Origin of the sequence: Hymenobacter sp. UYCo722 (assembly GCF_040547115.1) — a bacterium.
Taxonomy (GTDB): Bacteria; Bacteroidota; Bacteroidia; order Cytophagales; family Hymenobacteraceae; genus Hymenobacter.
Genome location: NZ_JBEPPC010000002.1, coordinates 849,250 through 861,782, shown reverse-complemented (window position 1 = coordinate 861,782; position 12,533 = coordinate 849,250). Strand labels below are relative to the sequence as shown.

General features: G+C 65.5%; 8 protein-coding genes. 5 read left to right on the top strand and 3 right to left on the bottom strand.

All coding sequences use genetic code 11. The features are described 5' to 3' along the window. Positions 1 to 154: 154 nt before the first annotated feature. From ABIB44_RS09385 to ABIB44_RS09375, 3 genes are all read left to right on the top strand, one after another. Positions 155 to 4,009: a PAS domain-containing protein gene (locus ABIB44_RS09385; RefSeq protein ID WP_354584384.1), complete on the top strand. Its 3,855-nt coding sequence runs from the start codon at positions 155 to 157 to the stop codon at positions 4,007 to 4,009. 168 nt (positions 4,010 to 4,177) lie between these two features. After that, positions 4,178 to 5,341 carry a methionine aminotransferase gene (locus tag ABIB44_RS09380; protein WP_354584383.1) on the top strand — a complete coding sequence of 388 codons (1,164 nt, stop codon included), beginning with the start codon at positions 4,178 to 4,180 and terminating at the stop codon, positions 5,339 to 5,341. A 191-nt stretch (positions 5,342 to 5,532) separates the two neighbouring features. Continuing rightward, positions 5,533 to 6,315: an amidohydrolase gene (locus ABIB44_RS09375; RefSeq protein ID WP_354584382.1), complete on the top strand. Its 783-nt coding sequence runs from the start codon at positions 5,533 to 5,535 to the stop codon at positions 6,313 to 6,315. Positions 6,316 to 6,330: 15 nt separating this feature from the next. On the opposite strand, the gene ABIB44_RS09370 is transcribed toward ABIB44_RS09375, so the two are convergent. Then, positions 6,331 to 8,628: a T9SS type A sorting domain-containing protein gene (locus ABIB44_RS09370; RefSeq protein ID WP_354584381.1), complete on the bottom strand. Its 2,298-nt coding sequence runs from the start codon at positions 8,626 to 8,628 to the stop codon at positions 6,331 to 6,333. Positions 8,629 to 8,730: 102 nt separating this feature from the next. Between ABIB44_RS09370 and ABIB44_RS09365 the strand changes: the two genes are divergently transcribed. After that, on the top strand, positions 8,731 to 10,035 hold the full coding sequence (locus tag ABIB44_RS09365) for a UDP-N-acetylmuramoyl-tripeptide--D-alanyl-D-alanine ligase (RefSeq protein ID WP_354584380.1): 1,305 nt from the start codon (positions 8,731 to 8,733) through the stop codon (positions 10,033 to 10,035). Between the two features lie 94 nt (positions 10,036 to 10,129). Here ABIB44_RS09365 and rfbC read toward each other — a convergent pair whose 3' ends face one another. Together rfbC and ABIB44_RS09355 are read right to left on the bottom strand one after the other, a co-directional pair. Further along, positions 10,130 to 10,675 (bottom strand): dTDP-4-dehydrorhamnose 3,5-epimerase, encoded by a 546-nt coding sequence (gene rfbC / locus ABIB44_RS09360; RefSeq protein WP_354584379.1) that lies wholly within the window; start codon positions 10,673 to 10,675, stop codon positions 10,130 to 10,132. Between the two features lie 196 nt (positions 10,676 to 10,871). Continuing rightward, positions 10,872 to 11,987, bottom strand: coding sequence for a glycosyltransferase family 4 protein (locus ABIB44_RS09355; protein WP_354584378.1), 1,116 nt, complete (start codon positions 11,985 to 11,987; stop codon positions 10,872 to 10,874). A 171-nt stretch (positions 11,988 to 12,158) separates the two neighbouring features. On the opposite strand from ABIB44_RS09355, the gene ABIB44_RS09350 reads away from it, so the two are divergent. Then, positions 12,159 to 12,452, top strand: coding sequence for a c-type cytochrome (locus ABIB44_RS09350; protein WP_354584377.1), 294 nt, complete (start codon positions 12,159 to 12,161; stop codon positions 12,450 to 12,452). The last annotated feature ends 81 nt before the right edge of the window (positions 12,453 to 12,533 follow it).

The window sequence follows — 12,533 nt, the reverse complement described above, 5'->3', positions numbered from 1 at the left end:
GGCCCGTTCGCCGACACCTGCACTGCCCCGGCCGAAATTCGGCCGGGGCAGCTTGCATTCTACCCCTCCAGGCCGGCCGGTATTCTATCTTTGAGTACTTAAGCCGCCTGCCGCCACCTCTCCCACGTCGTGCGGGCCGGCCGTTCCCACCCGTATGCCCGCACTTTTCGCCCCCGACCTGGACTTCGAGCTGCTGTTCGGTGCGCTGCCCGCGCCGCACGCCGTGCTGGCTCCCACGGGCACCGTGCTGGGCCTGAACACGGCAGCCTGCGCGCTGCTGAATGATGACGTTCAGGCAGCGAGCCTGGCGGGGCAACCCCTGCGCGCCCTGCACGCGGCCCTGACGGCCGCCGGCCACGTGCTGGCCCCGGCCGAAAGCTGGCAGGCAGCCCTGTACGCGGCGCAGTCGGGCAGCCAGCAGGTGCTGGCACCCATGTGGCAGCCAGCGGCCGGTGGCCAGCTCACCCAGCGCTATTGGGAAGCCACCATGCAGCCCGTGGCGGCCGGCGGCATGGGCACGGCGGGGGCCATCCGGTACCTTCTGCTGCGGCTGGCCGACGTGAGTGCGAGCATCGGCAAGGCCGCGCCCAGCGCCGAGCGGCTGCAGCAGATTCTGGCCGGGGCCCCGGCCATCATTGCCACCGTAGAAGGGCCCGAGCACCGCTTCGCCTTCACCAATGCCGCCTACGATGCCATGACCGCCGGCCGGGCCCGGCTGGGCATGCCCGTGCTGGAGTGCTTTCCGGAGCTGCTCGAACAAAACCTCGTCGCGCTACTCGACCACGTATACCGTACCGGCCTGACGGTGACCGACCAGGGTACGGCCCTGCAATTGCGCGACCCGGCCACCGGCCAGCAGCGCACCTATTACCTCGACTACTCTTACCAGCCCCTGCGCGATGCCACGGGCGTGGTAACGGGCGTTATGAGCTTTGCCACCGACGTAACGGCCCAAGTGCGGGCCCGCCAGCACACCGAGGCGCAGCAAGTACGCACCAGCGTGGCCGACCTGCGCCTGCGCCGCCAGGCCGAGGTGCTGCCCATCATCACCTTCGTAACCGATGCGCTGGGCCGCACCACCTACATGAGCCCGCAGTGGTACCAGTACACGGGCCTGCCCATGGGCACGGGCTGGGCTGAAGTAGACGCGCAATGGCCCCACATTCTACACCCCGACGACCAGGTGCGGGCCGAGCGCGAGATTGCCGACAGCATCGAGTCGCCACGCTTGGGGCGGGTGGAGGTGCGCCTGCGCGGGGCCGATGGCCAGTACCGCTGGTTCATCACCGAAGCGGTACCGGAGCTGGATGCCGAGGGCCGCCTGCTGCGCCGCAATGGCTACATGCTCGACGTGCACGAGCTGCGCGAAACCCAGCGCCGCCTCGAAGTAAAGGACCGCTTGCTGAGCCAGATACTAGCCCAGGCCCCCGCCTACATTGCCGCCTTTGAAGGGCCCGAACACCGCTATACGTTCTTCAATAGCGGCTACGCCCGCGTGCTGGGCCACCGCCCGCACCTGGGTGAGGCACTGGCCCAGCTGCAGCCCGGCGCAGAAGCACAGGGCTACACGGCCCTGCTCGACGAGGTGTACCGCACCGGCAAGCCCTTCATAGGCCAGGAAATGCCGGCCCTGCTGAGTCCTGGCGATGCACCCGGCGGCGAACAGTACTTCAACTTTTCGTTCCTGCCCATGCACGATGCCGGCGGCAGCGTCAGCGGCATTCTCACGTTTGCCATTGATGTGAGTGAGCGGGTACTGGCCCGGCGGCAGGCGGCGGCGCTCGCCCGCGAAGTAGACCAGCGCGATGAGCAGTTGCGGGCCATTACGCAGGCCACGCCGGTATTCATTGCCAACTTCGACCAGCACGGGCTACTTACTTACCTCAACCCTTATTTCTACGAATACACCGGCTACGACCCGGCCAGGCCGCTGGCCGAAGCCTGGGAATGCCTGCTGCCCGAAGACCGGACCGCCGGGCAGGCCCTGGCGCTGGCCGCAGTGCGCGCCAGCGAGCCGTGGCAGGTAACGTTTCGCTGCCGCCGCCACGACGGCGAGCTGCGCTGGGTACACACTGTGGCCAAACCCTACTTCGGACCAGACGGCCAGCTGGCGGGTTTCAGCGCGGCCACTACCGAGGTGCACGAGTTGCACGAGCGCACCCAGGAGTTGGCCCGCAGCCGCGAGAACTTCGCCGCCCTGGCCGACAACATCGCCCAGCTGGCCTGGATGGCCGACCCGCGCGGCAAGGTGTTCTGGTACAACCAGCGCTGGCACGACTACACCGGCCTCACGCCCGAGCAGATGCGCGGCAATGGCTGGCAGCGGGTGCACGACCCGGCCCTGCGCGATGTGATAAATGCCCGTTACCTCGCCGCCCTGCGCTCCGAGCAGCCCTGGGAAGACACCTTCCCGCTGCGCCGGCACGACGGCGAGTTTCGCTGGTTTCTGAGCCGGGCCCGGCCCATTCGGAATGCCAGCGGCCAGGTGGTGCGCTGGTTTGGCACCAATACCGACGTCACGGCCCTGCGCCAGCTGCAACAAAAGCTGGCCAATAGCGAGCAAGAACAGCGCATTCAGGCCGAAAGCATTCCGCAGCAGGTGTGGACGGCCCGGCCCGATGGCACCGTGGACTACTACAACCACCGCACGGCCGCCTACCTGGGCGTGGCCTTGGCCGAGGGCAGCATCGCCGACATACCCAGCTTTGTGCACCCCGACGACCGCGCCCGCATTGAGGAGCGGTGGCAGGCCGCCATTGCCTCGCAGCGCTACTACGAGGCCGAGTTCCGCCTGCGCCGCTACGACGGGGAGTACCGCTGGTTTCTGGGCCAGGCGCAGGCCCGCCGCGATGCCGGCGGCCAGCTGCTGAAATGGTACGGCACCAACACCGACGTGCACCAGCTGCGCGTGCTGCAGGAGCAGGTGCTGCACAGCCAGGCCCGTTTCAAGCAGCTACTCGAAACCCTGCCCCAGCTGGCCTGGACGGCCCACCCCGACGGCCGCGTGAACTACTGCAACCAACGCTGGTACGACTACACGGGCCTGCACTTCGAGGACTTGAAAGACTGGGCCTGGGAAAGCGTCGTGCACCCCGATGACCTGCCCGAAGTACTGCGCCAGTGGCAGCATAGCCTGGCCACCGGGACCATGCTGGAGCACGAGATGCGCTGGCGGCGCCTCGATGGCGAGTACCGCTGGTTTCTGGTGCGGGCCGAGGCCCTGCGCGACGCGCAGGGGAACATCAGCACCTGGGTAGGGGCCAATACCGACGTGCACGACTTCCGGCAGGCGCGCCAGGAGCTGGAAGCGAACAACGCCCGCTTGCGCCGCACCAACGAAGACCTCGACAGCTTCGTGTACACGGCCTCGCACGACCTCAAGCAGCCCATTCATAACATGGCGGGCATTTTTACCGAGCTCACCCGCACGGCCAATTTCCACGACCCCGAGGCCGTGAAGCTCGTCGACTACTTTGAGCGGGCGCTGAATCGGATTTTCGCCACCATCGACGACCTGGGAGCCATCGTGCAGGTGCAGCGCCTCGGGCAGGAAGTGCCGCCCGGCCCCGTCGACCTGGCCCCGCTCGTGGAGGAAGTAATCGATGGCCTGCACGACCAAATCAAGCAGACCGGCGCGCTGATAGAATGCGACTTCGCCACTTACCCCGTAGTGAATTTCGTGCGAACCAACCTGCACAGCATTTTCCAGAACCTGCTCAGCAACTCGCTACGCTACGCCGCGCCGGCCCGCCCGCCGCGCATCCGGCTCAGCAGCGCCCCCGACCTCACCACCGGCCGCCCCGTGCTCACGGTGCAGGACAACGGCCTGGGCATCGACCTGAACCGCTTCGGGCCGCAGCTGTTTCAGCTGTTTCGCCGCTTCCACCCGCACGTTGAGGGCACGGGCATGGGCCTCTACCTCGTCAACCGCATTGTGCAGAACCACGGTGGCCGCATTGAAGTGAGTAGCACCGTGGATGAAGGCACCACGTTCCAGCTTTATTTGTAGGCAGTAATTCAGCGCCAAACACTGTCATCCGGAGCGTAGCGAAAGCCCTTATTACGTTTGCGCGGTTTGAGCTGCTGCAAACAGGTCAACGCAATAAGGTCCTTCGCTGCGCTCAGGCCGACAAATCCGTACACCCTTCTGCCCATCACCGCCATTCTTCTCGCCAACGTGCTCCAATCCAAGCTGCCCGACGTGGGCATTAGCATCTTCACCCAAATGACCCTGCTGGCCCAGGAAACGGGGGCCATCAACCTGGCCCAGGGCTTTCCGGACTACGACCCACCGCAGGCGCTGCTGGAAGCTTTGGCGCGGCACGCCCGCACGCCCGGCCACCACCAGTACGCGCCCATGCCGGGCCTGCCGCGCCTGCGCGAAGCCATTGCCACCCAGGTGGCCCGCCTGCAGCCCGATGCGCCCGCCCCCGACCCGGCCACCGAAATCACCGTCACGGCCGGGGCCACCGAGGCGCTGTATGGGGTGCTGGCCGCCGTGGTGCGCCCCGGCGATGAGGTGCTGGTGTTCGAGCCGGCCTACGATTTGTACGGGCCGGCCATCCGGCTGCAAGGGGGTATCCCGCGCTACGTGCGCCTGCCGGCCCCGCATTTCCGGCCCGACTGGGACGCAGTGCGCCGGGTGGTATCGCCCCGCACCCGGCTGGTACTCGTGAACACGCCCCACAACCCCAGCGGAGCCGTTTTCACGGCCGACGACTGGCACGAGCTGGCCCGCCTGCTCGACGGCACCGACGCCCTCGTGCTCAGCGACGAGGTGTATGAGCACCTGGTGTTCGATGGTGCGCCGCGCATAAGTGCCCGCCAGCATCCGGCCCTGCGCGAGCGCAGCTTCGTGCTGTCGTCGTTTGGCAAAACCTACCACGCCACCGGCTGGAAGGTGGGCTACTGCGTGGCCCCGCCCGCCCTCACGGCCGAGCTGCGCCGCGTGCACCAGTTCCTCACCTTCGCCGTGAACACGCCCACCCAGCACGCCTTCGCCGACGCCCTCGAACAGGACCCCGCCGATGCCCACGCCCGGGGCCTGACCACGTTCTACCAAGCCAAGCGCGACGAATTTCGCGCCCTGCTCGATGGCGCGGGCTACGAGTTGCTGCCCGTGCCCGGCGGCTACTTTCAGCTGGCCCGCTACGAGACTTTTTCGACGGCCGGCGACCTGGATTTTGCCCACTACCTGGCCCGCGAGAAGGGCGTGGCCGTGGTGCCGGTATCGGCGTTTTACCACGATGGGTTTGATGAAGGACTGATTCGGTTCTGCTTCGCCAAGGAAAGCGCCACGCTGCAAGCGGCGGCAGCCCGGCTGCGCAGCAATGAGCAATGAGCAATGAGCAATGAGCAATGAGCAATGAGCAATGAGCAATGAGCAATGAGCAAAAGGAACGTCATGCTGAGCGTAGCCGAAGCAGCTCTCCCGAAGTAGTAATTCTGACGATTGGATTACGTTGCGCGGGAGAGCTGCTTCGGCTGCGCTCAGCATGACGTTCCTTTGAATTGACATTTTCTCAAGCACTCATGTCCGACCTCACCGTTTCCTTCGTTCAGACCGCGCTGCACTGGCACGATGCGGCCGCCAACCGTGCCCACTTCGACCAGCTCCTGGCCGGCCTCGCCCAGCCAACCGATTTAATTGTGTTGCCCGAGATGTTCACCACCGGTTTCAGCATGGCAGCGGCCAGCCAGGCCGAAACCATGCGGGGCGATACCGTGGCCTGGCTACGCGCCACCGCTGCCCGCCACCAGGCCGTGGTCACGGGCAGCGTCATCATCGAAGAAAACGGCGGCTACTACAACCGCCTGCTCTGGGTACGGCCCGACGGCTCGCTGAGCTACTACGACAAGCGCCACCTTTTCACGCTGGCCGGCGAGCAGCACACCTACACGCCCGGCGGCACGCACCTGATGGAGGAATGGCGCGGTTGGCGCATCTGCCCGCTGGTGTGCTACGATTTGCGCTTCCCCGTCTGGAGCCGTAACCAGCCCGTTGAGCCCTACGACCTCATCCTGTACGTGGCCAACTGGCCCGCCGTGCGCCGCACCGCCTGGATGACCCTGCTCCGCGCCCGCGCCATCGAAAACGTAGCCTGCGCCCTGGGCGTGAACCGCGTGGGCCGCGACGAACCCGGCCACGAATACCGCGGCGACTCGGCCCTGCTCGATGCCCAGGGCAATTACCTGGTCGAAGCAAATTCGGAGGATGGCGTTTTCACCCACACGCTGCGGCGGGCCGATTTAGATGCTTTCCGCACCCGTTTCGCGGCGCTGAATGATGGCGACGCGTTTGAATTGCGGGGATAGGGCCTGCCCTCGCCCCTACTCTACTGCCAGGCGCTGCACGGCGGCCGTGCCATCGGCTCCCACGGCGCGCACCAGGTAAACGCCGGCCGCCAACCCACTCAACTCCAGCTCGTGCCGACGCTGCACAGCACCGGCCGGCCGCACTACGCGGCCAGCCAAATCGAGTACCGTTGTGCGGGTTGGCGCGGCGGTTTCGACGGTAACACGAGCCGTGGCGGGGTTGGGGTAGATACGGAGAGCCAGGGCGCGCACAGCTTCCGTTTTCGTGGGCGTGAGGGTGCGGTTGCGGGTGCCGTAGCTGATAACGCCACCGGCCTGGGTACCTGCGAACAGCTCGGGCGCGCCATCGCCGTTCACGTCGGCGGCGGCCAGGGCGCAGTGCGAGTAAAAATCGCGGCCCAGGCGGGTTTCCTCGTACTGGCCGGTGGCGGGGTTATAGAGCAGGTCGGTACGCTCCGAAAACTGGCGGCCCTGGCTGCGATAGTCGGAAAACAGCCGCAGCAGGCCGGTGGCGTCTGCGGTCAGCAGGTCGGGGCGGCCGTCGCCGTCGAAGTCGGCCACGGCCGGGCTTAGGTTGAGAGGTGCCGCGCCGCTGGCATCGCGTAGCTGGCCAAAGTCATTGGCCACCAGCACGAAGGCACTGTCGAGCGGCCCCTGGGCGCGGTTGCGGAAATAGCGCAGGCTTTTGCCCGGCTCGCGGATTTCGTTGGTCCCGATGAGCAGGTCGACGTAGCCATCCCCGTCCACGTCGGTGAAACAGGGCATGTCGCCGCTGGTGGAGGGCAGCACGCCGGTGCCGGCCGCCCCTCGCGGCTTGAAATACTGCGCGTTGGCGGCATTGAACGCGGCTGGCTGGCCCACCGGGGCATTGTTCAGCAGGTAGTGAAGCCGGTTGGTAGTGCCATTCCAGGCGCCGTAGGCGAGGTCGAGCGCACCGTCGCGGTTCAAATCGACGAGCACGGGCTTCAGGGCCGTCAGGTTCTGGGCCGACAGGCCGAGGTAGTCGCTGCTCATTAGCTTGAAGACGGGCCGCGCGCGGGTGCCCACGTTGCGGTAGTAGGCCAGGGCGGCGCGGTAGGCGGTGCCCACGCGGTCGGCGTAGTTGCCCACCAGCATGTCGGGCAGGCCATCGCCGTCGAGGTCACCGAAGGTGGGCGCGGCCCCTTCACTCACGTCAATCATGTCGTTTTGCAGGAAGCCCCCGGTACTGAGGCTGTAGCTGGGCGCGCCACTGGCGGCCGCGTTGGCAAACAGCTGAATCTGGCGGCTCATGTTCACCTGGTCTTCCAGGTTGTTCACCATGTTGGGGGCCACCACGAGGTCGGGGCGGCCGTCGAAGTTGGCATCGAAGGAGTAGCCCACCGGAAATACCGGTACCCGCACCGGCGCGGCCGCCGACGGAAAGCTGGCGCTGATGCCCGCCTGCGTGAGCACCGGGGCCGTAGTGGTGCCCTGGTTGAGCAGGCGCACCAGCTCGGGGCAGTTGTCGCGGCCGTCGAGCAGGTCCTGGTCGCCGTCGCCGTCGAGGTCCAGCAGCAGCAGGCCGTGGCCGCCGGTGTGCAGCGGCCGGGCCGCCGTGAAGCAGGGCTGGCCGTTGAACAGGTAGCCGGCGCAATTGCCGCACGCCTGAATACCGCCCCAGTTATCGGTCGTCAGCGTGAAGGTGAGGGCATTGCCGCAGGTGCCGGGGCTGTTGCTGAGATACTGCTCGATGAAGCTGGCGCTGGCGAAGTCGTACGTCATGATATCGAGCTTGCCGTCGCCGTTCACGTCCTGAATGGCGGGCAGGTTGTAGCCGCCAATGGTGAGGTTGGCCGAGCCGGTGAAGCTGCCGGTGAAGCGAATTTGATTGGTCGTGAGCTGGAAACTGGGCCGGCTGCCGCTCAGCACGTTGCGGAACACCCGAATGTCGCCGCCGCTGGTGAAGGTGAAGATATCGGCGCGGCCGTCGCAGTCGTAGTCGCGCAGCAGCACCCAGTTGCGCAGGTCGGCGGGGAACAGGCTTTCGTACTGCGGCGCGTACTGCCAGCGGCGGCCGTTGGCGGCGGCGGGGGCGGCCACACTCAGGAAGGTATAGCAGCGGCTGCTTTCATGGTCGAAGGCAAATAGGTCGGGCTGGCCGTCGTTATTCAGGTCGATAGTGCTGAACTGGGGCGTGTTCAGGCCGCCCATCCAGGCGTTGCGCAGAGTATCGGGACCCTGCACCACGGCCCCGGCCGGGCGGTATTCGAAGCCGAAAGCGGTGCCCGACTGGGCGCGGGCCTGGCCCGTAAACGCCAGCAGCACCAGCAGAAACAAGAGCGAACGAATCATCGGCAGGGAAGCTAGGGAGGAATGGCAGTGGGGCAGCAGCGCGCAAAATGGAAATCGCGCCCACCTTTGCAGCAAATTACATCCGGTTTGCCGTTCCAGCCCATGCCCACGCCACTCTATACTCATTACCTGGCCGCCGGTGGCCAGGTCAGCACCGATTCGCGCCAGCCCCAGCCCGGCACCCTGTTCTTCGCCCTGAACGGCCCGAGCTTTCGCGGGGCCGACTTCGCGCCGCAGGCGCTGGCCGCCGGGGCTCGCCACGCCGTGGTGGATGACGCGGTGCTGGCCGCCACCAACCCCATCGCCTACACCTACGCCCCCGACCCGCTGGCGGCCCTGCAGGCCCTGGCCCGCGAGCACCGCCGGCAGTTCCGCATTCCGGTGCTGGCCATCACGGGCTCGAACGGCAAAACCACCACCAAAGAGCTGCTCACGGCCGTGCTGGCCACCCAGTTCCGCGTGCTGGCTACCATTGGCAACCTCAACAACCACATTGGCGTGCCGCTCACGCTGCTGCGCCTGCGGGCGGGCGAGCACGATTTCGCCGTGATTGAGATGGGGGCTAACCACCGGGGCGAAATCGCCGCTTACTGCCAGTGGGCCGAGCCCACGCACGGCCTCATCACCAACATCGGCAAGGCCCACCTCGAAGGCTTTGGCGGAGCCGAAGGCGTGGCCCTGGGCAAAGGCGAGCTGTTCGACTACCTTACCCGCACCGGCGGCACAGCCTTCGTGAACACCCTGGATGCGCGCCTGCCCAGCCTGGCCGCGCAGGTGCCCGTCACCGTCAGCTACCCGCGCCTGATGGATACGTACCCGGCCACCCTGCTCTCGGCCGCGCCCGCCGTGGCCCTGCGCCTCGGCGACCAGACCGAAGTAGTGGCTCAGCTCACCGGCGACTACAACTTCCCCAACCTGGCCGCCGCCGCCGCCGTGGGCCAGTTTTTCGGGGTTTCCACGGCTAATATTGCCGCCGCGCTGGCCGGCTACAACCCGCAGAACAACCGCTCGCAGCTAGTACGCACCGCCGCCGGCAATGAGCTGGTGCTCGACGCCTACAACGCCAACCCCAGCAGCATGGCCGCCGCGCTGCACAGCTTCGCGAGCCGCCCCACGGCTGCCGGCCAGACCAAGCTGGTGCTGCTCGGCGACATGTTTGAGCTGGGCAAAGAAAGCGCCGCCGAACACCGCGCCCTAGGCCAGCTGCTGGCGGCGCTGCCGCTACCGCAGGTGTTGCTCATCGGCCCCGAAATGGCCGACGCGGCCGCGCTGGCCCCGGCGGCGCAGCACTTTGCCACCAAAGCCGCAGCCGCCGAGTGGCTGCGCGCCCACCCCGTACGCAACCGGCAGGTGCTGGTGAAAGGCAGCCGCGGTATGGCCCTGGAAACGCTGGTGGAGCTGCTGTGATTTCATTTATCAATTAACAGATAACAGCCGTTCGATGAGCCCCGAAAAGCCCCGTCGAACGGCTGTTATCTGTTAATTGATAAATGTGAAACGACTAAAACGGACTCACGAAATCGCGGAAGTTCGGCAGCTCATCGTCCTTGCCAGATACCAAGGGTTGCACCTCGGTGCCCCAGTTGATGTTTAGGTCGGCATCGTCCCAGCGCAGGCCGCCTTCGGTGGCGGGGGCGTAGTAATCCGAGCATTTGTAGAGGAAGATAGTGTTGTCTTCGAGGGCCATGAAGCCGTGGGCGAAGCCGGCCGGGATGTAGAGCAGGTTGGCGCTGGCCGCCGTGAGCTCGACCAGCTGGTGCTGGCCGTAGGTGGGCGAACCCTGGCGCAAATCCACGGCTACGTCGAGGGCGCGGCCCTGGCCCACGCGCACCAGCTTGGCCTGGGCGTGGGGCGGCCGCTGGAAATGCAGGCCGCGCAACACGCCTTTTTTCGAGTTTGACTGGTTGTCCTGCACCCACTGGGCATCGGCCCCAGCTTGGGCCATGAGGCGCGCGCTGAAGGTTTCGAAGAACACGCCCCGGTCGTCGGCAAATACGCGGGGAGTAAACTCAATCAGGCCGGCGATGGGGAATTTCTTTACTTCCATTGGGACAAAGGTAGAAGGTTGGGCAGGATGGTTTTGTGAGGTTGAGGAGGAATTAGGCGGAAAATGAGGAATGTCATGCCGAGCGCAGCGAAGCATCTTGCCCGCTGCCAGCAATCCTGACGATTGAATTAGTAATGGCACGCGAGATACCTCGGCTGCGCTCGGTATGACGGTCTTTTTCGCTCCGTTACTCCCCTTACTGCCGCTGCACTGCTGCTACGGCGGCCAGATACTTGTTCAGCACCAGCTGCTCGTCGAACTTGGTTTCGGCCAGGTAGCGGCTATTCTGGCCCATGCCGCGCAGGTCGGCATCGGGCAGGCGCAGCACTTGCAGCATTTTGGCGGCCAGGTCTTCGCCGCTGCGCACTTGGCAGAGGTAGCCGTTGCGGCCATCGACCACGGTTTCGCGGCAGCCGGGCACGTCGGTCGTCACGAGGGGTTTGCCCACGGCGGCGGCTTCGAGCAGGGTTTTGGGAGTGCCTTCGCGGTAGCTGGGCAGCACCACGCAGTCGGCGCGGTGCAGGTGGGCGGCCACGTCGTCGGAGCGGCCCAGGTATTCGATGTCGTCGGTTTTCAGCCACTCCTCGAAGGTGGCGCGGGGCACGCCCACGCCGCCGGCCTCATCGAGCCCGCCCAGCAGCTGGATACGGGTACCGGGCACGGCCTGCCGAATGATTTTGGCGGCTTCGAAGTATTCGACCACGCCTTTTTCGTAGAGCACCCGGGCCACCATCAGGAATACAAAGGGAGTTTGACGCGTGAACTCTGCCGCGGGCCGAAACCTGCTGGTATCGACGCCGGAACCGGGCAGCAGGTCGGTTATTTCGCGCTTCACCAGGCCGTTATCGAGGAACAGCTGCCGGTCGTCGCCGTTCTGAAAAAATACCTTGGCCGGGAAGCGGAAGGCCAAACGGTACAGCCCCAGCGCCACCTTGCTCACGAAGTTTTTGATGATGAACACCGTGCCCAGCCCGCTCACGTTGTTGATGCTGGGGATGCCCGCGATGCGCGCCGCGATGCTGCCGTAGATGTTGGGCTTGATGGTGTAATGCAGTACCACGTCGGGCCGCTCACGCTTGTAAATCTGGTAGAAACGGCGCGTCAGGGCGGCATCCTTGACGGGGTTGGTGCCCTTGTTTTCCATTAGGATGGGCACGAAGCGGCAGCCCAGCTCGGTTTCGAGGCGCGCCGAGTAGTCGTCGGGCGGGGCAATGGCCAGCACTTCGTGGCCGGCGCTTTGCAAAGCGCGCACGAGGCTGGCGCGGAAATTCCAGATATTCCAGCTGGTGTTGATGACGAGGGCGACGCGCACTTTTTTTAGGGTAAGAGGCTATGAGGGCAAGCGGGTACGAGGGGCAAAGGTCGAACCTACGGCTTCATCTTTGCTAGGTTACGGGCAATGGCCCTTCTCCCTTCCTACCCTCCTCCCCCCATTCCCTTCTTCTTCCGGTACTTTGTGGGCACTTTGCGTGTTATGCTGACTATGAATCTTCGATTTTCCGTTTTTTCGCTACTTGTGCTGCTGCCGCAACTGGCGTCGGCTACTCCGCCAACCCTGCCGGGGCAGCTGCTATTCCAAAAGAATTGCGTGCGCTGCCACGGAGCCAATGGCAAGCGCGGCCTCAATGGTGCCCACGACCTTACCAAGAGCAACCTCAACGAGTTTGGCCGCACCTACCTCGTCACCAATGGCATGGGCAAGATGCCCGCTTTTGGCAAGAAGCTTACCGCGGCTGAAGTGCAGCAGGTAGTCGCTTATTCACTGACGCTGAAGTAACCGGCGCGGAACATTAACCCTTGGCATTGAGCCGGCTTCTTCACTGGAGCCGGCTTTTTTGATGCGCCGCTAACCCGGCCT